23 protein-coding genes are annotated in these 23,745 nt (G+C 66.6%); 10 read left to right on the top strand and 13 right to left on the bottom strand.

The genetic code is table 11. The features are described from left to right. Positions 1–19: 19 nt before the first annotated feature. The 5 genes from mnmE to GV161_RS10200 are packed head-to-tail and all read left to right on the top strand — an operon-like array spanning position 20 to position 5,660. A complete protein-coding gene (gene mnmE, locus GV161_RS10220) occupies positions 20–1,324 on the top strand; it encodes a tRNA uridine-5-carboxymethylaminomethyl(34) synthesis GTPase MnmE (RefSeq protein ID WP_152013582.1) in 1,305 nt (434 codons plus the stop codon). A gap of 46 nt (positions 1,325–1,370) precedes the next feature. Next, positions 1,371–3,263 carry a tRNA uridine-5-carboxymethylaminomethyl(34) synthesis enzyme MnmG gene (gene mnmG / locus GV161_RS10215; RefSeq protein ID WP_152013246.1) on the top strand — a complete coding sequence of 631 codons (1,893 nt, stop codon included), beginning with the start codon at positions 1,371–1,373 and terminating at the stop codon, positions 3,261–3,263. Beyond that, positions 3,217–3,921: a 16S rRNA (guanine(527)-N(7))-methyltransferase RsmG gene (rsmG, locus tag GV161_RS10210; RefSeq protein WP_152013247.1), complete on the top strand. Its 705-nt coding sequence runs from the start codon at positions 3,217–3,219 to the stop codon at positions 3,919–3,921. Before mnmG ends, rsmG begins: the two co-directional genes overlap by 47 nt. Then, positions 3,921–4,748, top strand: a complete 828-nt coding sequence (locus tag GV161_RS10205) for a ParA family protein (protein ID WP_152013248.1) — start codon at positions 3,921–3,923, stop codon at positions 4,746–4,748. Before rsmG ends, GV161_RS10205 begins: the two co-directional genes overlap by 1 nt. A gap of 30 nt (positions 4,749–4,778) precedes the next feature. Beyond that, on the top strand, positions 4,779–5,660 hold the full coding sequence (locus GV161_RS10200) for a ParB/RepB/Spo0J family partition protein (RefSeq protein WP_152013249.1): 882 nt from the start codon (positions 4,779–4,781) through the stop codon (positions 5,658–5,660). On the opposite strand, the gene holA is transcribed toward GV161_RS10200, so the two are convergent. The 3 genes from holA to leuS are packed head-to-tail and all read right to left on the bottom strand — an operon-like array spanning position 5,661 to position 9,844. Next, positions 5,661–6,683, bottom strand: a complete 1,023-nt coding sequence (holA, locus tag GV161_RS10195; RefSeq protein ID WP_152013250.1) for a DNA polymerase III subunit delta — start codon at positions 6,681–6,683, stop codon at positions 5,661–5,663. Between the two features lie 4 nt (positions 6,684–6,687). Next, positions 6,688–7,233 (bottom strand): LPS assembly lipoprotein LptE, encoded by a 546-nt coding sequence (gene lptE / locus GV161_RS10190; RefSeq protein ID WP_152013251.1) that lies wholly within the window; start codon positions 7,231–7,233, stop codon positions 6,688–6,690. Further along, the gene (gene leuS / locus GV161_RS10185) at positions 7,220–9,844 is read right to left on the bottom strand and encodes a leucine--tRNA ligase (RefSeq protein ID WP_152013252.1); all 2,625 of its coding nucleotides are present in this window, start codon (positions 9,842–9,844) and stop codon (positions 7,220–7,222) included. The genes lptE and leuS overlap by 14 nt, the downstream gene beginning before the upstream one ends. A gap of 114 nt (positions 9,845–9,958) precedes the next feature. Here leuS and GV161_RS10180 point away from each other — a divergent pair, with 114 nt between their 5' ends. Further along, on the top strand, positions 9,959–10,624 hold the full coding sequence (locus GV161_RS10180) for a YggS family pyridoxal phosphate-dependent enzyme (RefSeq protein ID WP_152013253.1): 666 nt from the start codon (positions 9,959–9,961) through the stop codon (positions 10,622–10,624). A gap of 9 nt (positions 10,625–10,633) precedes the next feature. On the opposite strand, the gene GV161_RS10175 is transcribed toward GV161_RS10180, so the two are convergent. The 3 genes from GV161_RS10175 to GV161_RS10165 form a co-directional block, all read right to left on the bottom strand. Further along, entirely contained in the window at positions 10,634–12,403 is a 1,770-nt protein-coding gene (locus GV161_RS10175) for a sensor domain-containing diguanylate cyclase (protein ID WP_244623944.1), read from the bottom strand. Between the two features lie 136 nt (positions 12,404–12,539). Beyond that, on the bottom strand, positions 12,540–12,917 hold the full coding sequence (locus GV161_RS10170) for a glyoxalase superfamily protein (RefSeq protein ID WP_152013254.1): 378 nt from the start codon (positions 12,915–12,917) through the stop codon (positions 12,540–12,542). Positions 12,918–13,047: 130 nt separating this feature from the next. Next, on the bottom strand, positions 13,048–13,602 hold the full coding sequence (locus GV161_RS10165; protein ID WP_152013255.1) for a L,D-transpeptidase family protein: 555 nt from the start codon (positions 13,600–13,602) through the stop codon (positions 13,048–13,050). A 195-nt stretch (positions 13,603–13,797) separates the two neighbouring features. On the opposite strand from GV161_RS10165, the gene GV161_RS10160 reads away from it, so the two are divergent. After that, the gene (locus tag GV161_RS10160; protein WP_152013256.1) at positions 13,798–14,484 is read left to right on the top strand and encodes a response regulator transcription factor; all 687 of its coding nucleotides are present in this window, start codon (positions 13,798–13,800) and stop codon (positions 14,482–14,484) included. A gap of 6 nt (positions 14,485–14,490) precedes the next feature. Further along, positions 14,491–14,955 (top strand): cyclic nucleotide-binding domain-containing protein, encoded by a 465-nt coding sequence (locus GV161_RS10155; protein WP_152013257.1) that lies wholly within the window; start codon positions 14,491–14,493, stop codon positions 14,953–14,955. A gap of 6 nt (positions 14,956–14,961) precedes the next feature. On the opposite strand, the gene xth is transcribed toward GV161_RS10155, so the two are convergent. From xth to GV161_RS10140, 3 genes are all read right to left on the bottom strand, one after another. Next, a complete protein-coding gene (xth, locus tag GV161_RS10150) occupies positions 14,962–15,777 on the bottom strand; it encodes an exodeoxyribonuclease III (RefSeq protein WP_152013258.1) in 816 nt (271 codons plus the stop codon). A 77-nt stretch (positions 15,778–15,854) separates the two neighbouring features. Then, positions 15,855–16,697, bottom strand: coding sequence for an outer membrane lipoprotein carrier protein LolA (locus GV161_RS10145; protein WP_152013259.1), 843 nt, complete (start codon positions 16,695–16,697; stop codon positions 15,855–15,857). Between the two features lie 337 nt (positions 16,698–17,034). Next, a partial coding sequence (locus GV161_RS10140; protein ID WP_210253492.1) for a DNA translocase FtsK 4TM domain-containing protein occupies positions 17,035–18,444 on the bottom strand: 1,410 nt, incomplete at its 3' end. Between the two features lie 177 nt (positions 18,445–18,621). Between GV161_RS10140 and GV161_RS10135 the strand changes: the two genes are divergently transcribed. Beyond that, positions 18,622–18,963 carry a hypothetical protein gene (locus GV161_RS10135; protein ID WP_152012672.1) on the top strand — a complete coding sequence of 114 codons (342 nt, stop codon included), beginning with the start codon at positions 18,622–18,624 and terminating at the stop codon, positions 18,961–18,963. 68 nt (positions 18,964–19,031) lie between these two features. Here the strand turns inward: GV161_RS10135 and GV161_RS10130 are convergent, their stop codons facing one another. The 3 genes from GV161_RS10130 to tesB all read right to left on the bottom strand — a co-directional run bounded on the left by GV161_RS10130 (position 19,032) and on the right by tesB (position 21,976). Beyond that, positions 19,032–20,456, bottom strand: a complete 1,425-nt coding sequence (locus tag GV161_RS10130; protein ID WP_244623920.1) for an ammonium transporter — start codon at positions 20,454–20,456, stop codon at positions 19,032–19,034. Between the two features lie 80 nt (positions 20,457–20,536). Then, positions 20,537–20,875 (bottom strand): P-II family nitrogen regulator, encoded by a 339-nt coding sequence (locus tag GV161_RS10125; protein ID WP_091842997.1) that lies wholly within the window; start codon positions 20,873–20,875, stop codon positions 20,537–20,539. Positions 20,876–21,109: 234 nt separating this feature from the next. Further along, a complete protein-coding gene (gene tesB, locus GV161_RS10120) occupies positions 21,110–21,976 on the bottom strand; it encodes an acyl-CoA thioesterase II (RefSeq protein WP_152012670.1) in 867 nt (288 codons plus the stop codon). A 116-nt stretch (positions 21,977–22,092) separates the two neighbouring features. Here tesB and GV161_RS10115 point away from each other — a divergent pair, with 116 nt between their 5' ends. Next, on the top strand, positions 22,093–23,343 hold the full coding sequence (locus GV161_RS10115) for a ubiquinone biosynthesis hydroxylase (RefSeq protein WP_152012669.1): 1,251 nt from the start codon (positions 22,093–22,095) through the stop codon (positions 23,341–23,343). A gap of 138 nt (positions 23,344–23,481) precedes the next feature. Here GV161_RS10115 and GV161_RS10110 read toward each other — a convergent pair whose 3' ends face one another. Next, a complete protein-coding gene (locus GV161_RS10110; protein ID WP_152012679.1) occupies positions 23,482–23,685 on the bottom strand; it encodes a Trm112 family protein in 204 nt (67 codons plus the stop codon). Between the last annotated feature and the right edge of the window lie 60 nt (positions 23,686–23,745).

Below are 23,745 nucleotides of genomic sequence, written 5' to 3'. Positions count from 1 at the left end.
GTCTAGGCAGGGTCGAGCCGTGAAAGCCTATCCGACGATTGTGGCGCTGTCCTCCGGTGCCGGGCGCGCCGGCGTCGCCGTGATCCGGGTGTCCGGCGAACACGTCCGATTCGTTATCGAAACGATTGCCGGGTCCGTCCCTGAAGCGCGCAAGGCCGCCTATCGGCCGCTGCGCGATGGCGATGGCGCGATCATCGATCACGGTCTTGTCCTGTTCTTTCCGGCGCCCGCAAGCTTTACCGGCGAAGACGTCGCCGAACTTCATGTCCACGGCTCGCGTGCGGTGCTGTCGCGGCTGCTCTCGGTGCTCGCGGCCCTGCCAGGCTTGCGTCTGGCGGAGGCGGGCGAGTTCACCCGCCGCGCCTTCGAGGCCGGCAAGCTCGATCTCGCGGCGGTGGAGGGCCTCGCCGACCTGATCGATTCGGAGACGGAATGGCAGCGCAGACAAGCGCTGCGGCAGATGGAAGGCGCGCTCGGCCAGGCGGCCGCCGAATGGCGCAGCGCTTTGATCAAGGCGATGACGCTGCTCGAGGCCGAGATCGACTTTTCCGACGAAGGCGATGTCGCTGGGCCATTGATCGCCGAAGCAGTCGCTGGGGCGCAAGGCGTCCTTGGTAGTCTGCGGGTAGCACTCGGTAGTTTCGCGGCCGGAGAGCGGGTGCGCGAAGGCTTTGTCGTGGTGCTCGCAGGGCCACCGAATGCCGGCAAGTCGAGCCTGCTCAATGCGATGGCCCGGAGAGACGTCGCGATCGTCTCGCCGATCGCCGGTACGACCCGGGACGCCATCGAGGTCAGGCTGGATCTGGGCGGCATTCCCGTCGTTCTGGTCGATACCGCCGGCCTGCGCGAGAGTTCCGATGAAATCGAGGCCGAAGGCGTGCGGCGCGCCCGCCAGAGAGCTGACAATGCCGACCTCGTGCTGCGGCTACGGTCGCCTGATTCGGAACCGGAACGAAAAGGCAGTGGCACTACCGAGATCGCCGTCGCAACGAAACTCGATCTTGGCGGTAGTGCTCGACCCGGCGAGGTCGGCGTGTCCGCCACGACCGGGGCAGGACTGCCGGAGTTGGTCGAGCTCATCGCGTCTCACCTGGGGAAGCTCGGTCAGGCGGAGCCCGCCCTCGTCACCCGCGAACGCCAACGTGTCGCGGTGGCGGATGCCGCAGCTGCGATCGAGCGCGCCGCCCTGCTCCCGCAGGAGCAGCCCGAGCTCATCGCGGAGGAGTTGCGCCTCGCTGTCCGGGCGCTGGAGCGCCTGATCGGCAAGGTCGATGTCGAGGACGTGCTAGACAGTCTATTTTCCGGCTTCTGCATCGGCAAATAGGCGGTTTTCATTGACCTCGCGGCTCGGCTTGGCTAGCGAATTGCTTATGTCAAATGCACAGGCGAACCAGCACTACGATGTCGTCGTGGTGGGCGGCGGCCATGCCGGGGCGGAAGCTGCGGCTGCGGCCGCGCGTGCCGGCGCCCACACAGCCCTGATCACCCAGCAGATCGCGACCGTCGGCGTGATGTCGTGCAACCCGGCGATCGGCGGGCTCGGCAAGGGCCACCTCGTCCGCGAGATCGATGCGCTCGACGGGATCATGGCCCGCTGCGCCGATCAGGGCGGCATCCAGTTCCGCATGCTCAACCGGCGCAAGGGGCCGGCGGTGCGCGGGCCTCGCGCCCAGGCTGATCGCAAGCTCTACCGCGAGGCCGTGCAGGCGGCTCTGGCCGCCCAGGATGGTCTTACCCTGATCGAGGGCGAGGCATTCGACCTTGAGATCGTCTCTGGGCAGGTCGCCGGTGTTGTACTTGCGGATGGCCGTCGATTCGCCTGCGGAACGGTTGTGCTGACGACCGGCACCTTCCTGCGTGGCCTGATCCATATTGGCGAGACAAAGATTCCGGCTGGCCGTGTCGGTGAGGCGCCCTCGCTCGGCCTGTCGGCCACGCTGGAGCGCCATGGCTTTCCGCTTGGCCGGCTGAAGACCGGAACGCCGCCGCGGCTCGACGGCCGCACGATCGACTGGTCCAACCTGGAGATGCAGCCGGGTGATGAAACGCCGGAGCCGTTCTCGGCGATGACCGAGGCGATCACCACGCCGCAGATCAGCTGCGGCGTGACGCGGACGACGCTGGCGACGCATGAGCTGATCCGCGCTAATCTCCACCGGGCGCCGATGTTCTCCGGCCAGATCGAAGGGCGCGGACCGCGCTATTGCCCGTCGATCGAGGACAAGGTCGGCCGCTTCGGCGATCGCGACGGCCACCAGATATTCCTGGAGCCCGAAGGTCTCGACGATCCCACCGTCTATCCGAACGGGATCTCGACCTCGTTGCCGGAGGACGTCCAGCTCGGTCTGCTCAAGACGATTCCTGGTCTGGAGCAGGCAGTGATGCTGCGGCCGGGCTATGCGATCGAATACGATTATGTCGATCCACGCGCGCTGAAGCCGACATTGGAGACGCGGGCGGTCTCCGGGCTGTTCCTCGCCGGCCAGATCAATGGGACCACCGGCTATGAGGAAGCGGCGGCGCAGGGCCTGCTGGCAGGCCTCAACGCCGCGCGCCGCGCCGGCGGCGGCGAACCGGTCAGCCTCGATCGGACGCAATCCTATATCGGCGTGATGGTCGACGACCTGGTGACGCGCGGCGTTACGGAGCCGTACCGAATGTTCACCTCGCGCGCCGAATTCCGGCTGTCGCTGCGGGTCGACAACGCCGACGAGCGCCTGACACCGCTGGGCATCGGGCTCGGTGTCGTCGGTCACGCCCGCCAGGAGGGCTTCGAAAGCCGGCAGCTGGAAATCGTTAAGCTTACCGAACTCTTACGCGAACGGTCTCTCTCGCCGAATGAAGCGGCGGCGGCCGGGCTGGAGCTCAATCGCGATGGGATCAGGCGCTCGGCCTTCCAGATCCTGTCCTACCCGACCGTCGATTTCAAGGCCCTGCTCCGGGTCTGGCCCGATCTCGCAGACTTTTCCGAGACGGTGCGGGCGCGTGTCGCCGCAGACGCGACCTATGCGGTTTATCTCGACCGGCAGGCGGCGGAGATCGAATCTTATCAGCGCGACCAGGCGCTGGCGCTGCCCGCCGATCTCGATCTCGACGGCATCTCCGGGCTGTCGAACGAGGTGCGGCTGAAGCTGCGCGCGGCCTGGCCTAGCAATCTGGCGCAGGCCGGCCGGATCGAGGGCATGACGCCGGCGGCCTTGACCTTGCTGGCCGCGCATGCGCGTAAGCATCAGGCCGCACGCATGGCGGTTGCCGAGGCATGACCCTGTGAGTTCTGTTGATAAGGCGGATAACTCCGATAGGCAGCACGCTTTCCGCTTGACGCCTGTTTCACGTGAAACACAGGAGCGCCTCGCCATTCTGGTGGCGGAGCTCAAGCGCTGGCAGCAGGCGAAGAACCTCGTCTCGGGCGCGACGCTGGACGAGGTCTGGACCCGGCACGTCGCCGATTCCCTGCAATTGCTCGACCATGCGCCGCAGGCACGACGCTGGCTCGATCTCGGCTCGGGCGGCGGCTTTCCCGGTCTCGTACTGGGCATCCGGCTCGCCGAGCTCGGCGGGCATATCGACCTGGTCGAGAGCAATGCCCGCAAATGCGCCTTCCTGCGTCATGCGGCGCGCCTGACCGGCTCGCCCGTCACGGTCCACAATGCCCGGATCGAGGATGTCGTCGACGGCTTTGTCGGCAAGGTCGAGGCCGTCACGGCGCGGGCGCTGGCGCCGCTGCCGCTGCTGCTCGACTGGTGCAAAGAGCTGTTGAGAACCGGGGTGACGGGAGTCTTTCCCAAGGGACAACATCTAGATGCGGAATTGACCGCCGCGTCTAAATATTGGAAGATTCAGGCCACAACGTTTCCATCCTTGACGGATTCGGCGGCTGCTATCCTAGTGATAGGCGGCGCCGAGAAACGGGCCGATTGATGACCGATTCTCAGCCTATTTCCATTCCCACGCGTCCGCGCGTGCTGGCGCTCGCCAATCAGAAGGGCGGGGTTGGTAAGACCACGACCGCGATCAATCTTGGCACCGCCCTCGCCGCCATCGGCGAGAAAGTGCTGATCATCGACCTCGATCCGCAGGGCAATGCCTCGACTGGCCTGGGCGTCGACCGCAAGAGCCGAAAGGCCTCGACCTATGACGTGCTCTGTGGCGATATCGGCTTGGGCATGGCAATGCAGGCGACTGCTGTTCCCAATTTGTTCCTGGCGCCGTCGACGCTCGACCTTCTAGGTGTCGAGCTCGAGATCGCCGGAGCCAAGGACCGCGCGTTGCGTTTGAAGAAAGCGATCGACGAGCTGGTTCACGATCAGCGCTGCAGCGATCTGACCTATATCCTGATCGATTGCCCGCCCTCGCTCAGCCTGATCACCATCAACGCGATGACGGCAGCGGACGCGGTACTGGTACCGTTGCAATGCGAATTCTTCGCATTGGAGGGCCTCAGCCAGCTGCTCAAGACGGTCGAGCAGGTGCGTGCCGGCCTCAACCCGCGCCTGATCATCCAGGGCGTGGTGCTGACCATGTACGACCCGCGCAACAACCTCTCCGGCCAAGTCATGGCCGATGTCCGCGATTTTCTTGGCGACAAGGTCTACGAGACCGTGATCCCGCGCAATGTGCGGATCTCGGAGGCGCCGTCCTATGGCAAGCCGGCGCTGCTCTATGATCTGCGCTGCGCGGGTTCGCAGGCCTATCTGAAGCTGGCCTCGGAGGTGATCAAGCGCGAGCGCACGCTGCGCGCCGCCTGATCGATAAGAATAGGTTCAAGAGGAATGGCAATGGTCGAGGAACAGGGACGTTCGCGTCTTGGCCGGGGTTTGGCTGCGTTGATCGGCGATGTCGGCGAGGAGATCGGCGCGCTCGAACGGGCGCGCGGACAGCGCAAGGTTCCCGTCGAATTTCTGCGCCCGAATGCGCGCAATCCGCGCAAGGCCTTCGCGGAAGCCGAGCTCGAGGACCTTGCGGCCTCGGTACGCGAGCGCGGCATCCTGCAGCCAATCATCGTGCGCTCGATCCCGGGCATGATCGATGCCTATGAGATCATTGCCGGCGAGCGGCGCTGGCGGGCGGCGCAGCGGGCCGAACTGCATGACGTCCCCGTCATCCTGGTCGAGGCCAATGATCGCGAGGCGCTCGAAATCGCCATCGTCGAGAACGTCCAGCGTGCCGATCTCAATGCGATGGAAGAAGCGGCCGGCTATGAGCGGCTGATCGCCGAGTTCGACTATACGCAGAACGACCTCGCCAAGGTGATCGGCAAGAGCCGCTCGCATGTGGCGAACACGCTGCGCCTGAGCAAGCTGCCGGAGCCGGTCAAGCGCATGGTCGGCGAAGGCTCGGTCTCGGCCGGCCACGCCCGCGCGCTGCTCGCCGTTTCGGAACCGGAACAGGTCGCGAAACGCATTGTCGAGGAAGGACTTACGGTCCGCGACATCGAGCGGCTCGGCCAGGACGAAGCGCGTAGCGAGAACAAGCCCGTCAGGGCGGCAGCGCCGAAGCCGGAGAAGGATCCGGATACGCGTGCGGTCGAGAAGGCGCTGGAGGAAGCCCTCGGCCTCAGCGTCTCGATCCAGCACCGTGCCAGCGGCGGCGGCGAGATGAGGATCAGCTACAAGACGCTGGAGCAGCTCGATGCGCTCTGCCGGCGGCTGAAGGCCTGATCAGCGGCCTCTGCCGCCCATCCGGCTGAGCGTCCAGAGTGTCCGGGCGGCGATCGGCTTGGCCATGTCGCCGTCGCGGCGCACGGCCAGCATCGCGGTTCCCAGGATCGTCACGGCATCGCGCAGTTTCGCTGTCGGCCAGGCGTTGAGCGCGGCTTCCGCCGTGGCAATGCGCGGATAGGGCAGGCGCATGGCGCTGACCGCCTCGCGCGCCGGCTTGCCGCCTTCAATGGCGAGTTTCGCCTTCAAGAGAGCCAGCGTATGGCGCAGGACTGCGCCGAGCAGCACGCCCTGATCGAGCCCCTCGCCGGTGAGCTTGGCGAGAGCAAGATCGAGGCTGGGCAGCCGGCCAGCGAAGACAGCGTCGACCACGCCCGCCTGCTCGCGCTGGGCGGTATCGCCGACGACGGCCTCGACATGGGCGGCCGTCAGAGCTGCATCGCCGCCGGCATAGAGGATCAGCTTGTCGATCTCCTGGCGCGAGGTCTGGCGATCGCCGCCGAGCAGGCTGGTCAAAAGGTCGCGCGTGCTGCGATCGATGCTCTTGCCGGCTGCCTTTGCCATCTCGTCGACGATCGTGCCGAGATCGCGTGCGGCATCGCCATAGCAGGGCACGGCAAGCGCGGATCTGGCGCGCTCGCAGGCGGTGCGCAGTGGGTTGGACTTCTGCAGGTCGCCGGCTTCGATGATGACGACCGCGTCCTGCGAAGGCGTTGCCAGCAAGGGTTCGACGGCTGCGACGAGCGGGCGCGAGGTCGGCGAGACCCGGATGGCGCGACGCCCACCGAACAGGCCGATGGTGTTGGCCTCGTCGACCAGCTTGAGCGGGTCCGAAGCGATGTCGTCGCCATCCATGCGAATCAGCTGGAAAGCGTCCTGCGGGTCGTCGACGCTGCTGCGTGCAAGTGCGGCAGCCCGTTCGGAGATCAGGCCGGCGTCAGGGCCATAGAACAGAAAGAGGCGCCAGGCGGGGTCGGGACGCGCCAGCGCCCGATCCGCCTCATGCGCCTTGATCATCGCCATCGGCTCAGCCGGCGACGAGCGCAGCGGCGACGCGGGCCTTGATCAGCTGGGCCAGATTCTTGGCGGCGCGAATCTGCGCGTCGCGCGCTGCGCGCAGCGAGGCGAAGCGTTGCTGCGAGCGCTCATAGGGCGCCCGGACGACGCTCTGACCGGAGGCGACGACCTCGTTCGAGCCAACACGCAGGAGCTGCCAATCGACCGTGGCGATCAGCGTTGCTGAATCGGCGCGGCCATTGGCGTAGTCGACCGTGATCACCTCGAGTGATTCCTTGGTCGTCGCTTCGAGCTTTAGGATCTTCTGCCGGTCGGGTGCGCCGCCGCCGTCGAATTCGAAAACGAGTTCATTGCGCAGATAGTGGCCGACTAGGCCCTTGATCTCAGGGACGTCGATGCCGAGCATGGCGTTGCGGACATTGCCGCCGACCTTGCTCACCGTGCCTTCGCCATAGAGCGGCTGGAAGCAGCCGCCGACGAGCGCGGCGAAGCCGAGAGCAGCTGCTAGCGCCAATGGACGGCGGCGCGTCATGGTGCCGGGCTCAGACGACGACATTCACGATCCTCCCCGGCACCACGATCACCTTGCGGATCGGCCGGTTCTCCAGAGCCCTGGCGACAGCCTCGGAGGCGCGTACGATCGCCTCGACCGCCACCGTATCGGCATCGGCGGGCACCGTCACCTCTGCCCGCTTCTTGCCGTTGACCTGCACCGGCAGGATCTTGCTGTCATCCTGTAACAAATCCGTTTCGGTCTGCGGCCAGGACGCTTCGCCGGCGAGGCCCGGAAGCTTCAGCGCCTGCCAGCACTCCTCGGCCAGATGCGGCATCATCGGCGCGACAAGCTGCGTCGCGATCATGGCGGATTCATGCAGCGCGAAAGCCATGTCGGCAGGGACGTCAGCCGATTCGGCGGCGGCGTCCAGCGCTTTGCCGATGGCATTGGTCAGCGTGTAGACATGAGCGATGCAACGGTTGAAGGCGAGCCGCTCGATATCGGCGCCGACAGCGTGCAAAGCGCGGTGGCTCGCCTTGCGCAAGGCGAGGGCCGGCTCCGAGAACGAAGCCGGGCGCGCAGGCTGGCCGCCGACGCGCTCGCCGATCTCGGCGACCAGGCGCCAGAGCCGCTGCACGAAGCGGGCCGCGCCCTGGACGCCTTCATCGCTCCAGATCACGTCGCGATCCGGCGGCGAATCGGAGAGCATGAACCAGCGGGCGGTATCGGCGCCGTAGGAGGCGATGATGTCGTCAGGGTCGACGACATTCTTCTTCGACTTCGACATCTTCTCGATCGAGCCGATCTCGATCGGAGCCCCGCTCTCGACGTCGAAACCGCGGCGCTCGTTGCCGATCGTCTCGATCCGGACATTGCCCGGCTCGACCCAGGCGCCGTCCTCGGCCCGGTAGGTCTCGTGCACGACCATGCCTTGCGTGAACATGCCGGCGAAAGGCTCGTCCAGTCCGGTATGGCCGGTCGCCTTCATCGCGCGGGTGAAGAAGCGCGAATAGAGCAGGTGCAGGATCGCGTGCTCGACGCCGCCGATATACTGGTCGACCGGTAAGAAGCGGTCGACAGCCTTGCGGTCGGTCGGGCTGTCCGTCCGCCAGGGATCGGTGAAGCGGGCGAAGTACCAGGACGAATCGACGAACGTGTCCATGGTGTCGGTTTCGCGCCGCGCAGCCTTGCCGCATTGCGGGCAGGCGACATGCTTCCAGCTCGGATGATGGTCGAGCGGATTGCCGGGCTTGTCGAAGGAGACATCGTCCGGGAGCTTGACCGGCAGATCCTGCTCCGGCACCGGAACGACGCCGCAATCCTGGCAATGCACGATCGGGATCGGGCAACCCCAGTAGCGCTGGCGCGAGATACCCCAGTCGCGCAGGCGGAAATTGACCTTGCGCTGGGCGATCGGGCGGTTGCCGAGCGTCTCGGCCTCCAACCGTCTGGCGACTTCTTCTTTCGCTTCCGGAATGGTCATCCCGTCGAGGAAGCGCGAATTGATCATCCGCCCTTCGCCGTCATAGGCGATGTCGGTGACCACAAAGCTCGCGGGATCGGTGCCCTCGGGGCAGACGACCGGGGTGTTGCCGAGCCCGTATTTGTTGACGAAATCGAGGTCGCGCTGGTCATGCGCCGGGCAGCCGAAGATCGCGCCGGTGCCGTACTCCATCAGGATGAAGTTCGCGACATAGACCGGCAAAGTCCATGTGGGATCAAAGGGGTGGGCAGCGCGCAGGCCGGTGTCGAAACCCTGCTTCTCTGCCTTGTCGATGTTCTCCTGCGCCGTGCCGGTCTTCTTGCACTCGGCGATGAAGTCCTGCAGCGCCGGATTCGTTTCGGCCGCGGCCTTGGCGAGCGGGTGATCGGGCGCAACCGCCAGGAACTTGGCGCCGAACAGCGTGTCCGGCCGGGTCGTATAGACCTCGACTTCGCTCTGGTTCAGCGCATTCGATTCGAGAGCGAAACGAACAAGCAGGCCTTCCGAGCGCCCGATCCAGTTCTTCTGCATCAGCCGGACCTTGTCAGGCCAGCGGGTCAGGCCTTCCAGCGCGTCGTTCAGCTCCTCGCCGAAGGCGGTGATCTTGAAGAACCACTGCGTCAGCTCGCGGAGCTCGACAGGTGCGCCGGAGCGCCAGCCGCGGCCGTCGATGACCTGCTCATTGGCGAGCACGGTCTCGTCGACGGGGTCCCAGTTGACCTTGGCGGTCTTGCGGTCGACCAGCCCGGCCTTCAGGAAGTCGAGGAAGAGCTTCTGCTGGTGCTGGTAGTAGCTGGCGTCACAGGTGGCGAGCTCGCGGCTCCAGTCGAGCGACAGGCCCATCGACTGCAGCTGGCCGCGCATGGTCGCGATATTGGCATAGGTCCAGTCGCGGGGATGGACCTTGTTGGCCTTGGCGGCGTTCTCCGCCGGCAGGCCGAAGGCGTCCCAGCCCATCGGGTGCAGCACCGAGAAGCCCTTGGCGCGCTTGTAGCGCGCGACGACGTCGCCCATCGCATAATTGCGGACATGGCCCATATGGATGCGCCCCGACGGATAGGGGAACATCTCAAGGACGTAATAGGGGGGCCGGGTATCGTCATTGCGGGTCTCGAAGAGCTTGCGCTCATCCCAGACCTTGCGCCATTTCGGCTCGGCTTCCTTCGGATTATAGCGTTCGACGGCCATGCTGATCGTGTCGTTCTTGCGTGAGCGGACTGGGCCGGACTAGGACACCATCGTAGCCCCCGGGTCAATGTTCGGAACGGCTTGGCGGGCGCGCACGAGGCGAGGACGGGCGAAATGTCGGATGTCGTGGCAAGACTTCAGGAAACGCGGAATGCGATCGCCCGCGCCGCGCGCGACTTCGGCCGCAAGCCGGAGGCGGTGACACTGATCGCGGTCTCCAAGACCAAGCCGGCCGAGATGATCGTGCCGGTCCTGGGCGCTGGCCAGATCGATTTCGGCGAGAACTATGTCCAGGAGGCCAAGGAGAAGTGGCCGGCGCTGCGCGAGCGCTTCCCGCAGGCGAAGCTGCACATGATCGGCCCGCTGCAGTCGAACAAGGCGCGCGACGCGGTGGCACTGTTCGACGTGATCCAGTCGCTCGACCGCGAGAGCCTCGCCAAGGAGCTGGCGCGCGAGATCGAGCGCGCCGGCAAGGCGCCGCAGCTGATCGCCCAGGTCAACACCGGCGCCGAGCCGCAGAAGGGCGGCGTGCTGCCCGGCGAGGCCGACGCCTTCCTGGAGCTGTGCCGGACCCGCTATGGCCTGACGATCGCGGGGCTGATGTGCATTCCCCCGGCCGAGGACCCGCCCTCGCCGCATTTCGCCCTGCTCGGCAAGATCGCCGAGCGTAACGGCCTGGCGATCCTGTCGATGGGCATGAGCGCCGATTACGAGGCGGCGATCCAGCTCGGCGCCACCCATGTCCGGGTCGGCAGCGCGATTTTTGGCGCGCGCGGCTGACGGAACCGCTCAGGTGGAGCTTGGTGCAGGAACCGGCTCGGCTTCTGCCAGGACGACCCGGTTGCGGCCGGACGACTTCGCCGCATACAGCGCCTTGTCGGCCCGCTCGATCACATCCTCGATGTCGCGGTCCTGCTCGCGGACGATCGCGGCGCCGACGCTGATGGTGAGATCGATCTGGGCCAGCCCCTGCGTCACCACGGTCGCGCCGACCGATTCGCGGATGCGGTTGGCGAGGTTCTCGGCTCCCTGCGCATCGGTTTCGCGCAGCAGCACGACGAATTCCTCGCCGCCGAAGCGCGCCACCTTGTCGGTCGTGCGGATCTGACCGGCGATGATCTTGGCGACGGCGCGGATGACCTCGTCGCCGGCGGCGTGGCCGAAGCTGTCGTTGATGCGCTTGAAATGGTCGATGTCGAACATCAGCACGCCGAGATTGCGCTGGTAGCGCTTGTAATAGTTCATCGCGTCCTCGGCGAAAGGCAGGAAGGCGCGGCGATTGAGCAGGCTGGTGAGCGGGTCGGTATCGGCAAGTATCTGCAGGGTATGCAGGTCCGAGCCGAGGCGACGGGTCTTCTCCTCGGCGTCGCGCGCCTGCTTGTCGGCCTTGGCCTGGACGTCGCGGATGGTCGCCTCGGCGTCGCGGGCGCCCTTCTCAGCGGTGCCCAACCGGCGCAGCAGCGAACGTAGCGCAGCGGAGAGCTGGAGGATGTCGCGCGAGCCATGCTGGCGCTGGATGCCGGCGGCACCGGGATCGCGGCCGATGAGGTCGACCGAGCGGCAAAGACGCGTCAGCGGGCTTGCGACCGTGCCAGCAAGAAACCAGGCCAAGGCCGCACCGATGACGGCCACAGCCAGGCCGAGCAAGGCGATGACGGCGGTGAGACGGTTGGCGGGCGCGAGTGCGACATCGACCGGACGGCGTGCTGCAATGATCCAGCCCAGCCCCGGATAATCGTCCTGTCCCTTGGTGGCAGCGAATGCTGTCAGCATCGGTTGATCGCCAGAGCGATCGATGAAGGAAACGCCATAGCGCGCGCCCGCGAGCTGCGCGGTGTCGAAAGGCTTGGCATCCTTGGGGCCGAGCAGCACCGTGCCGTCGCGCCCGACCACCCAGAGTTCGGAGGCGAGCGCGGGGTCGTGGTTGCGCAGGACGTTGTCGCGCAGATTGCCGGCCCAGTTCCAGCTCAGATGCGCACCGAGGACGCCGACCTTGGCGCCGGTCGGCCCGAAGACCGGCATGGCGACGTCGACGAAGCGGAAGGGCGCCTCGTCCGGGCTCTTGCGAAGCAGGCCGTCGAGCAGCTTGGCGTCGTGGACGTCTTCCACGGTCGGGCCGGCAAGACCATTGATGAACCAGGGCCGTTGCGCGACCGAGACACCTTCGAGCATGCTGCGGGTCGCGGCGCGGACATTGCCACTGGGCTCGGCGAGGCCGAGCCAGGCATAGTCGCTCAAGCCCTCCTGCAATTGCATGAGCACGGCCCGCGCCCTGGCGGGATTGTCCTGCCAAAGGCCGCGTAGCGGCTCCAGCTTGGCGAGGTTCCTGATCTCGCGATAGCGCTCGAACATGTTCTGGTCGAGCCGGTCCGACATGGTTCGGGCGAGTGCGACCAGCTCGAGATTGGCTTCCTTGACGGCGTCCCGCCGCGCCAGCCAGGCAGCGCCGGCGGCCGATACGGCGACGACGACGACGCAGAGCAGGCCGGCCATGGCCGCGGTCTGCTCCCGCAGCGTCAGGCGGTCGGCGAGACCGGCCAGTGACGGGCGCTTTTGCATGATCCTCTCCGGCAAGACCGCCGGAGAGGATTGTCAGTTTGACCGAACCGTCGGTTAACGGGCGAAAACCGTCGAACGCGAAGGTTTGCGTCGGGTGAATCGCAAAATGCGAATGCGCGTCGTCGTGGCCCGATACCTAGATCGGCTGGCCGACATCGATACGGTTGCCGTCGGGATCCTCGAAGACGAAGGCACGCAGGCCGTAGTCCTGGTCGCGCAGCCCTTTAACGATGCGCAGCCCGTGGCCTCGGCAGAGCTCGTGAAAGGCGTCGACGTCATCGACCATCATATGGGCGATGTTGAAGGGCGCGGCCTCGTGGTCCTTCTGCAGGGTCAGATGGATCTCGGCCTTGCCCTGCTTGAGGATCATGAAGCCGACAGGCTGGCCGTTCTCGAAGGTCTTGGTGAAGCCGAGCACGCCGACATAGAAGGCACAGGCGCGTTCCATGTCCTTGACGGGAAACATCGCGGCAACGCGGCCGAAGCCGATCTCGGTCATGGGCAAATCAGTCATGGCACAGTCTCTTGCTGGGAGCGGGCCTGACTGAGCGGGACGGTGCCCGCTGAAGTCCGGTACTCCTGATATCGATCGGCGAGACGGTGCTCGGCGTCAGTATCCCCGGCCTGCGCTCCGTTGCAAGTGGCTAGCGCACCACGATCGTGCATCGTCGGGCCAGCCTGGGCAGGACCTTGCCGAAAATATCGCCGGTGACGGCGACGCACCCGGCCGTCGGGGTGAAGCCGGGCCGGGCGAGATGCCAGAAAATCGCGCTGCCGCGGCCGCGCTGCACCGGCGCGTCGTTCCAGCCGAGCTCGACGATGACGTCGTAGAGATTGTCGGCGCGGGCGAGCCGCTCCTCGGCCTCGCCAGGCGGACGGTCGATCAGGCGGTTGTAGCGCCGGTCGTTCTGGTCGTCGCACCAGGCGTCGCGCGACGTGATGGCACGGATCGGCAGCAGGCTCGAAGGGCGTGGCAGCCGGTCGGCGCGGTAGAAGACCCGGCGCAGCGGCAGCTTTGCCCGCGGCGTGCCGCCATCGCCCTCGCGCTTGGCGACGAGGATGCCGGAGCGGCCGAGCGCGCAGGGAAAGGCGGCGGAACCGGCGATCAGGAAGCCCTTGCGGCGATCATGCACCGAGCGCACCACCACCAGTTTCGTCAGCCGCCGGCCTGCCGCAGCGCGATCATCACGTCTTTTCACAGCTCATCCATCTTGCGTGATCTGCCGACCGTTTCCGGCCATCCGGCGCTCTTTCCGTTTGACCGGCTTGAGCGGGGCCGTCAGAATCTGCGCTGAACTCAATATGTTGGAGGGCGGGCGTTTCGCAAAGGTGGCTCCCACTTCTGCCGAACATGCTCTAATGTCGCGCCAACGCAAACGGGCTGACTCGCCTTCATGTCTGCAACTCATCATATCCTGCTGGTCGACGACGACCAGATGCTGCGTGACGCGCTCGCCGAGCAGCTCGCGCTCTACGACGAATTCAAGGTCTCGTCCTCGCCGAACGCGACGGCGAGCCTGAAGGCCGTACAGACCGAACGGATCGACCTCGTGGTCATGGATGTCGGCCTGCCCGACATGGATGGCCGCGAGGCGGTGAAGTTGATGCGCAAGAACGGCTTCAAGGGGCCGGTGGTGATGCTGACCGGGCAAGGCTCCGATGCCGACACCGTGCTCGGGCTGGAAGCAGGCGCCAACGACTATGTGGTGAAGCCGTTCAAGTTCGCCGTGCTGCTGGCGCGGATTCGCGCGCATTTGCGCCAGTACGAGGCGAGCGAGGACGCGATCTTTCAGGTCGGGCCGTATACCTTTCACCCGGGTTCCAAGCTGCTGGTCAGCGCCAAGGGCTCGAAGACCAAGCTCACCGAGAAGGAGACGGCGATCCTGCGCTTCCTCTATCGCGCCGGCCGCAAGCCTATTGCGCGCGAGACGCTGCTGCAGGAGGTCTGGGGCTATAACTCGCAGGTCACGACGCATACGCTCGAGACCCATATCTACCGCCTGCGCCAGAAGATCGAGCCGGACCCCGCCAATGCGCGCCTGCTCGTCACCGACGCCGGTGGCTACCGGCTGAATCCGTAGTCCTGAATGTCGCTCAACGACGACATCGCTCTCTTGGCCCGTCAGCCGCTGCTGGGCCTGATGGATCGCGATGCCCTGCGCCTGCTCGCTTTTGCGGCCGAGACTAGGTCGCTGCGAGCCGGAGACGTGCTGTTTCGGCGCGGCGAGGGCTCGGACGGGGCCTTCCTCATCATCTCCGGCGCGGTGGCGCTGAAGCGCGAGGATGATGGCCGGCCGGCGGACGAGGTCGTCGGGCCGGGAGCGCTGATCGGCGAGCTCGCGCTGTTCACGGCTCTGGAGCGGCCTGTGACCGCGATCGCCCGCGAGCCGACCCAGGTGATGCGCCTCGCCCGCAGCGTGATGCGCCGGGTGCTCGGCGAATCGCCGGATTCGGCGCAGGCGATCGCAGCGGCGGTCGCAGAGCGGCTGCATGCGTTCAACAGCGAGCTGGCTGCGGTCGGGACGGCGCTCAGGGCGATCGATCTGCGCTGAGCGCGCTCACAGCTCCAGCTGCACCGTCACCGGAACATGGTCCGAAGGCCGCTCCCAGCCGCGTGCCTCGCTCAGGAAGGTGAGGTCGCGCAATGTCGGCTTCAGCGCATCCGAGAGCCAGATGTGGTCGAGGCGACGGCCGCGATTCGAAGCCTGCCAGTCGGCGGCGCGGTAGCTCCACCAGCTGTAGAGCTTCTCGGGCTCGGGCCGGAGCGTGCGGGCGGCGTCGGTCCAGCCGAGCTCGCTGCGCAGCTTCTCCAGCGTCGTGGTCTCGATCGGCGTGTGGCTGACGACGTCGAGCAGCTGCTTGTGGCTCCAGACATCGTGTTCGTAGGGGGCGATGTTGAGATCGCCGACCAGGATGCTCGGCCGCCCTGCCGGATTGCGGGCGACGCCCCAGGCGCCGATGGCGTCGAGGAATTGCAGCTTGTGGGCGAACTTCGGGTTGGCTTCGGGGTCGGCGATGTCGCCGCCGGCCGGGATATAGAAGTTATGGATGGCGATGCCGGCTGCGGCTCCCGCGCCGGCGTCGAGCACGACGGTCATGTGGCGGGCGTCGTTGCGCTCGCACATTGCCATCGCTTCCTGCTCGGAGAAGGGCAGTTTGGAGACGATGGCAACGCCGTTATAGCCCTTGTTGCCGATGAAGGCCTGGTGGACATAGCCAGCCTCGCTGAATGCCTTGGCCGGGAACTGCTCGTCCGGCGTCTTGGTCTCCTGCAGGCAGAGGATATCGGGCTGGTGGTCCTTGAGGAACTGCGTGACCATCCCGATGCGCAGGCGCACCGAATTAATGTTCCAGGTGGTGACGGAGAGCTGCACGAAAGGAGAAATCCGGCCGGAAAGGGAAGCCGGAAACTGGGTCGTCAGCTCGGGAAAAGCAAGCGCTGCCGTGCAGCTCAGAGCACGCGTTCGTAGTTGATCACGAAGTTCTTCTGGTCGGGCCGGCGTTGCGTGTCGAGATTATAGACGGAGACCGAGGTCTCGTAGCCCTGCGGGTCGATCACCACCCATTGCCGAAGCGCGTTGGCGGCGAGGTCGAAGTTCAGCGTGATCTTCGAGGTACCGCCCAGTGTCGAGCGGTCCTCGAGCTTGAGTGACAGGATGTCGCCCTTGGTGCTGACGCCGGTGACGGTCGAGTCCTTCTCGAGGTTCATCTGTTCCTTGAGCAGGAATTTCAGCGGCGTCTGGCCGATGGAATAGAGATCCTGGGTCGCGAGCTTGCGGTCGCGGATCGCGACCGACGTGCCGTCGGCTACGACTTCCATCGTCACAGGCGGACGGTATTCGAAGCGCATCTTGCCGGGGCGCTGGATATAGAGCTTGCCTTCGAAGCGGCGGCCATCGGCGGCGAACTGGATGAAGTCGCCCTGCAGGGTCGAGAAGCTGTTGAAGTAGGTGTTCAACCGCTCGACAGCTTCAGCTTTGGACAGGGGTGTACTGGGCTTCGACGACTTCGCCGGAGATGCCGCGCGAGGTTCGTTGTTCGCAGTGAGGACAGGTTCTTGCGTCGGGGTTGGCGCTGGCGCGGTCGCGGTGGGCTGTGCCGGAGCGTCGCTGCGCGGCATCCCGAGGCCTGCCGGCCGGATCGGCGGCAAGGGAAATGCCCGCTGGGCGGTGCGCGGCGCCGGCGGCTGAGCCGAGGGCTTGATGTCGAGGGGCTGGGCATAGACCGGACCCGACGCCAGCGCGAGCGCCAGGGCGGCGGCTGCGAGGGCTGGCATGGGCGAGAGACTGGTCATGGAGCTCGGATGTCCGGTTGGCGGCCTTCTGGCGGAATATCGTGCCGCCAAGGCTGGCCGGCAAGGGTTCAACGCGTCAGCAGGCAACGAGGTTGCACCGGGCTGATGGCATTTTCAGGACCGGTTTCGCGCCATTTGGCCGCACCGGCCGCTTTGCTTCCACGCAATTCCGGACGCAAGACCGCTACGCATTCTTGCTGGAACGGCTCTCACTCCTCGTCTTCCCTTGCCCTTCCGGTCTCGACGAGGATTTCGCGTTTTCCGGCGTGGTTGGCGGGGCCGACGATGCCCTCGTTCTCCATCCGCTCCATGATCGAGGCGGCGCGGTTGTAGCCGNCTTGGTGCCCTCGAAATCCTGGGAGGCGAGGAGCTCGCGCAGGAACACCGTCTCGCGCTTGGCGTTGGGCAGCTCGATGCCGATCGCGTTCTTGCCCTGCACCACCGCGACACGCGCCGAGACCGCGCTCATCGAGCGCGCGATGTCGTCGGCGAGAGAGATCACCCGCGACGACTTCGTGCCCGGCGCGGGCTCAAGCTCGTACAGCGTCACAACAGGGCCGGGGCGAACCTGGCTGATCTCGCCGCGCACGCCGAAATCCTCGAGCACGCCTTCCAGCAAGGTGGCGTTCTGCTCCAGAGCGTCGGTGGAGACGGTGTTCGCCGGGACTTTCTTGGGCTCGGCGAGATAGGTCAGCGGCGGCAGCTCGAAGCCCTCGCGGTCGAGCAGCGAAGGCTGCGCCTCGCGCGACAGGCGCTTGCCCGGCTTGGGTGCCCGCACCGGCGCGGCGACGCGCGGCGCATTGAGATCGCGCACGTCCTGCGCCTCGAAGGGCTCGTCATCATCGTCGTAAGCCGGCCGGGCGCTCGGCGCGGCCTTGGCGGCAGCGGGGCGCACGAGCTCGGGGGCGACGACAGGGGACCGGTAGGCCTCCGGATCGCCGGTGAAGTTCGGCTCGCGGCGGACCCGGCCGGCCTGGGCCGGCACGGGCATCGCGCTCGCGGAAGCCGGCTGCGGCGGGCGCGGCAGACGGCGCAGGATCGCGGCCTTCAGTGCCATGGCGCCATGGGCGACCCAGCCGATCAGGATCACCGAGAAGCCGGGCTCGTCGTCGCGACGCTCCTCGCCATCGGCGAAGGGCGCATCATCGTCCTGGTCGAGCTCGGGGTCCTCGTCGGTGACGAAACCGAAGCCGGCGGCGGCGGTGACGGAGAGGATGGCGATGCCGGCGAAAACGAAGGCGACGAGGCCGCCTAGCGCGGTGCCGCCGAGGCCGACGATGTTGCGGGTGCCTTGCAGCAGCGCGTCGCCGATCACGCCGCCCATGCCGGTCGGCAACGGCCAGCGCGGCGTCGCCGGCAGGGCGCTCGCCACCGCGGCGCTCGAGACGATGCCGACGACCCAGAGCACGAGCTTGAGGGCGCTGCGATCGAAGAGGTGGAAGCGAATCAGCCGGAGCGACCAGAGCAGCGGCGGCAGCAGCAGCGCGACGACGCCGAGGCCGAGCAGCTGCATGGCGAGATCGGCGATCATCGCGCCAGGCCGGCCGAGCAGGTTGTGCACGGTGCCGCGCGTGGCGTTGTTGAGGCTGGGATCGTCGACCGACCAGGTCGCGAGGGCGACGGCGACAGCGACCATCAGCGCGAGCATCGCCATGCCGCCGATCTCGGCGGCGCGGCGCGACAGGAACTCGCGCACCGGATCGGGCAGGCGGTCGATCAGCGATGAGGAGCGTCGGATCGTGCGCATCGGGCCGTGTCTGCGGGCATCAGGAAGGCGGCGAAGGCCACCTGTCGAACCGGCAGGTTAGGAAGGTCCGGTTAAGGCCCGCTTAACCTTGCACTGCCGCCGCGGACTGTCAGCAGTCCGAGGAACGATTGGGCTGGCCAAGGCATTTTTCCGAGCAGCAACCGCAAGGAGGGCGAGATGGCCGATGGCGACGACAGGATCGCGAGAATTGCCCGGATCTGGCGCGGTCGCACCGTACCGGAAAAGGCTGATGCCTATGCGGTGTACCTGCTTGAGGTCGGCGTCCGGCCGCTGGCGAAGAAGGCGCTCGGCGCGCAGATGTTCCGCGAGGATCGGGAGACCGAGAGCGAGTTCGTGACGATCTCCTATTGGGAGAGCGTCGAGGCGATGTCCCGCTTCGCCGGGCCCGATCCGCGCAGGATCCATCATCTCGAACGCGATGCCGAGTTTCTGATCGAATTGCCGGAGACGGTGCAGGTGCTCGAGATCGTGCTCGACCGTGCCGAGAGCCGCGACTGAGAGGCGCCAATGAAAAACCCCGGCGGTGTCCCGCCGGGGCGATGATGCGCGAGAGGTAGACCCCTGGCTCAGTCGTGATAGGCGCGCTCGCCATGTTCGGCGATGTCGAGGCCCTCGCGCTCCTGGTCGGCCGGGACGCGCAGGCCGATGACGACGTCGACGATCTTGTAGAGGATCGCCGAGCCGACGCCACTGAAGACGAGCGTGAACAGCACCGCCTTGAGCTGGGCCATGAAGGCCGTGCCGAACTCGTAGGTCGCGGCGACCAGCTCGCCGGGCTTGGTCGAATAGTCGGGGATGCCAGCGCCGCCGAGCGCCTGGTTGACCAGGATGCCCGTGGCCAGCGCGCCGATGATGCCGCCGATGCAGTGGATGCCGAACACGTCGAGCGAGTCGTCGTAGCCGAGCGCATTCTTCACCGTCGAGCAGAAGATGAAGCAGACCGGGCTGACGACGAGGCCGAGCAGGATCGAGCCCATCGGGCCGGCAAAGCCCGCGGCCGGGGTGACGGCGACGAGGCCGGCGACCGCGCCCGAGACCATGCCGAGCATGGAGGGCTTGCCCTTCACCGCCCATTCGACAAACAGCCAGGCGACCGCCGCCGCCGCAGTGGCGACGAAGGTGTTGATCATGGCGAGCGCCGCAGTGCCGTTGGCTTCGAGGTTGGAGCCGGCGTTGAAGCCGAACCAGCCGACCCAGAGCAGAGCGGCGCCGATCAGCGTCATGGTCAGGGAGTGCGGGGCCATCAGCTCACGGCCGAAGCCGATGCGCTTGCCGATCAGCATGCAGCCGACGAGGCCCGCGATACCGGCATTGATGTGCACCACGGTGCCGCCGGCGAAGTCGAGCGCCCCCCATTTGAACAGCATGCCGGCATCGGCATTGACCGCGTCGAGCGCCGCCTGGGCCGCGGCCTTGCCGTCCGTGCCGGCCTCGGCCAGCGCCTTGGCGGCATTGCCGACCGCGTCAGGCCCGCCCCAGTACCAGACCATGTGGGCCATCGGGAAATAGATGAAGCTGACCCAGAGCACGATGAAGAGCAGCAGCGCAGAGAACTTCATCCGCTCGGCGAAGGCGCCGACGATGAGGGCCGGCGTGATGCAGGCGAAGGTCATCTGGAAGGCGATGTAGACATATTCCGGGATGACGACGCCGTTGGAGAAGGTCGCCGCGGTCGAATTGCCGTCGACGCCGCGCAGGAAGGCCTTGGAGAAGCCGCCGACGAAGTCGTTGAGGCCGCCGCCATTGGTGAAGGCGAGCGAGTAGCCGAAGATGATCCACATCAGGCTGACGATGCAGACGATGGCGAAGACCTGAGTCAGCACCGAGAGCATGTTCTTGGACCGGACGAGGCCGCCATAGAACAGGGCCAGGCCGGGCACGGTCATGAGCAGGACGAGGATCGTCGAGCTCATCATGAAGGCGACGTCGCCCTTGTTGGGCACGGGGGCCGGCGGGGCGGCCGGGGTTTGCGCCAGCGCGGCGCCGGCCATCGCGGCGAAGGCCAGCCCGACCAGCCCGGCCCGGTTAAGGGTCTTGTTGTTCATCGAAAAGCTCCTGGGATGGTCGGGGATCAGAGGGCGTCGCCGTCGGTCTCGCCGGTGCGGATGCGCACGGCCTTCTCGATCGACGAGACGAAGATCTTGCCGTCGCCGATCTGGCCGGTGCGGGCGGCCGCGGTGATGGCTTCGATCACCTTGCCGACGAGATCGTCGGTGACCGCGACCTCGATCTTGATCTTCGGCAGGAAGCTCACGGCGTATTCGGCGCCGCGATAGATTTCGGTATGGCCCTTCTGGCGGCCATAGCCCTTCACTTCGGTCACGGTCAGCCCGTGCACGCCGATGGCGGTGAGCGCGTCGCGCACCTCCTCCAGCTTGAACGGCTTGATGACGGCCATCACGATCTTCATGGCTGGGTTATCCCCCGCTTGTGCGCCGCCGGACCGCGATCCGAACGACGTCGTTGCGCCTCTCGCGCCCTTTCGAGCCAGGCGCGTCGGGGTGAGCCCTTCAAAGGCCGTGCCAACCAGGGGATGTGGCGCGCGAGCGGGCAATGCCGCGATTCCGCCATGATCGGGCGGGGGTTCAGCGCACGAAGATGATCAATAATTAGGCAGATGCCGCGAAAGCAGGCGATCGCGCGCTCAGGCGCGATCTGGCCGCGGCCGGATCAGGCCTTCCTGCGCGACCGAGGCGACCAGATGCCCCTGCCGGTCGAAGATCAGCCCGCGCGAGAAGCCGCGCGCACCCGAGGCCGAAGGGCTGTCCTGGGCGTAGAGCAGCCAGTCATCGGCCCGGAAGGGGCGATGGAACCACATGGCATGGTCGAGGCTGGCGCTCTGGACGCGCCGGTCGAAGACGCTGGTGCCGTGGGCGATCAGGCTGGAATCGAGCAGCATCAGGTCCGAGGCATAGGCGAGCACGCTCTGGTGCAGCGCCGGTTCCTCGGGCAGTTTCTGCGACGCCCTGACCCAGACATTGAATTTCGGCTCCCGCGGCCCATCCGCCGCGTAACGGCTCATCTCGACGGGGCGGATTTCGATCGGCCGCTCGCGCCGGTAATAGGCGCGCACCGCCTCAGGCATATGAGGCAGCACGTCGCGTTCCATGCCGTCACGACCGGGAAGCTCCTCCGGCATCGGCACGGCGGGCATCGGCATCTGATGGTCATAGCCGGGTTCGGCGATCTGGAAGGAGACCGACATGGCGAAGATCGCCGCGTCCTTCTGCAGTGCCAGCACGCGCCGTGTCGAGAAGGAGCCGCCATCACGCAGGCGTTCGACCTCGTAGACGATCGGAATCGCCGGATCGCCCGGCAACATGAAATAGGCGTGCAGCGAATGCGGTTGGCGCTCCTCGACGGTCTTGCAGGCGGCATAGAGCGCCTGGCCGATCACCTGGCCGCCAAAAACGCGGGTCCAGCCATTGTCGGGGCTGCGACCCTGGAACCGGTTGTGTCCGAGCGGTTCGAGATCGAAGATCGAGAGCAGGGTGTTGGCGGCTGGTGTCATCGGCAGGAACCGGCACGGCCCGGGCTTGCAGCCCCGGCCGGCTATGGGCAAGACGAGAAAGCATCAGCAACGAGCGACTCGGCCGCGTCAAGCGGCGCGATGCGAGGAAGACGACAGTGCAGAGACCCGAGAATGCGAGCCAACGCATCGTCATCGCCGGCGGCGGCGTCGCCGGGCTGACGCTGGCGGTCGCGCTGAAGCAGGCGCTGGGCGAGAGCTTCGACGTGATCGTCGCCGATCCGACACTGGCGGGCCCGCCGCGCGCCGACGATCGCGCCTATGCGGTCGCGGCGGCGGCGCGCAGCATGCTGGAGGCGCTCGGCATCTGGCGTCTGGCGGAAGCCACCGCGACAGCGATGACCGAGATGGTCATCACCGATAGCCGCACGCCGGATCTGGTGCGGCCGGTCTTCCTGACCTTCGACGGCGAGATCGAACCCGGCCAGCCCTTCGCCCATATGGTCGAGAATGGGGCGCTGATGGCGGCACTGCTCCAGGTCGCGCGCGCCAATGGCGTCGAATTGCGGCCCGAGGGCGTCCGTTCCGGCACGGTGGACGATGACGGGCTGATCGGAGTCGTCTTCACCGGTGGAGAAACCCTTGATGCCGCGCTGCTGGTCGCGGCTGACGGCGCCCGCTCGAAACTGCGCGAGCTGGCTGGCATCGGCTGGGTCGGCTGGTCCTATCCGCAATCGGGTATCGTCGCGACGATCGGCCATGAGCGACCGCATGACGGGCGGGCGGTCGAGCACTTCCTGCCGTCCGGCCCCTTCGCCATCCTGCCTCTGGCCGATGGCGGCAAGCTCGGCCATCGCTCGTCGATCGTCTGGACCGAGCGGAGCGAGAATGTCCCGGCCTTGCTGGCGCTGGACGAGAGCGACTTCCTGCTCGAGGTCGAGCGCCGCTTCGGCCTGGAGCTGGGCGAGATCGGGCTGGAGAGCCACCCGGGCGCCTATCCGCTTTCCTTCGGCGTGGCGCGCCGTTTCGTCGGCGACAGGCTGGCGCTGCTCGGCGACGCCGCCCATGTCATCCACCCGATCGCCGGCCAGGGTCTCAATCTCGGGCTGAAGGACGTCGCGGCCCTGGCCGAGGCGATCGTCGACGCGGCCCGGCTCGGCCTCGATGCCGGTGGTTCCGAGGTGCTCGAAGCCTATGAGAAGGGCCGGCGCTTCGACACGGTCGCCATGGGTGTCGTCACCGACGGCCTCAACCGGCTGTTCTCGAACGATTCGACCCCGTTACGATTGGCGCGCGACCTCGGCCTCGGCCTGGTCGAGCGCATGCCGGGGCTGAAGCGCTTCTTCATCCGCGAGGCGGCCGGACTGGCCGGGCCGACGCCGCGACTACTCAAGGGCGAGATGCTGTAGGCATTACTCGGTCACAAGCGGACTGCGAGCCGGTCATACCGAGTCAGGCCGGCTGCTCCCGACGGATTGGGCCGCAAATATCCAGAGTCTGCCTGAATCTTACCTGAGTCAGCCCGAGTAAGATGCCGAATACCGGCACTACCCCTCCAGCTGGCGCGCCTCTTCCGGCAGCATGATCGGGATGCCGTCGCGGATCGGATAAGCGAGCTTGGCGGCGCGGCTGATCAGTTCCTGGCGCGCAGCGTCGTATTCCAGCGTCGCCTTGGTCACCGGGCAGACGAGGATCTCCAGCAGCTTCGGGTCGATCCGTGTCGCGGCTGCGCTGTCCTCTTCGGGATTCATCGTCACATATTCTCCTGCGGTCGCCGCACGCTTCACGGGCGGCGACCAATGTCCTGATAA

It is taken from the genome of Bosea sp. 29B (assembly GCF_902506165.1).
Lineage (GTDB): Bacteria > Pseudomonadota > Alphaproteobacteria > Rhizobiales > Beijerinckiaceae > Allobosea.
Note: the sequence above shows the minus strand (reverse complement) of the source record. Positions and strands in the feature narration are given on the sequence as shown.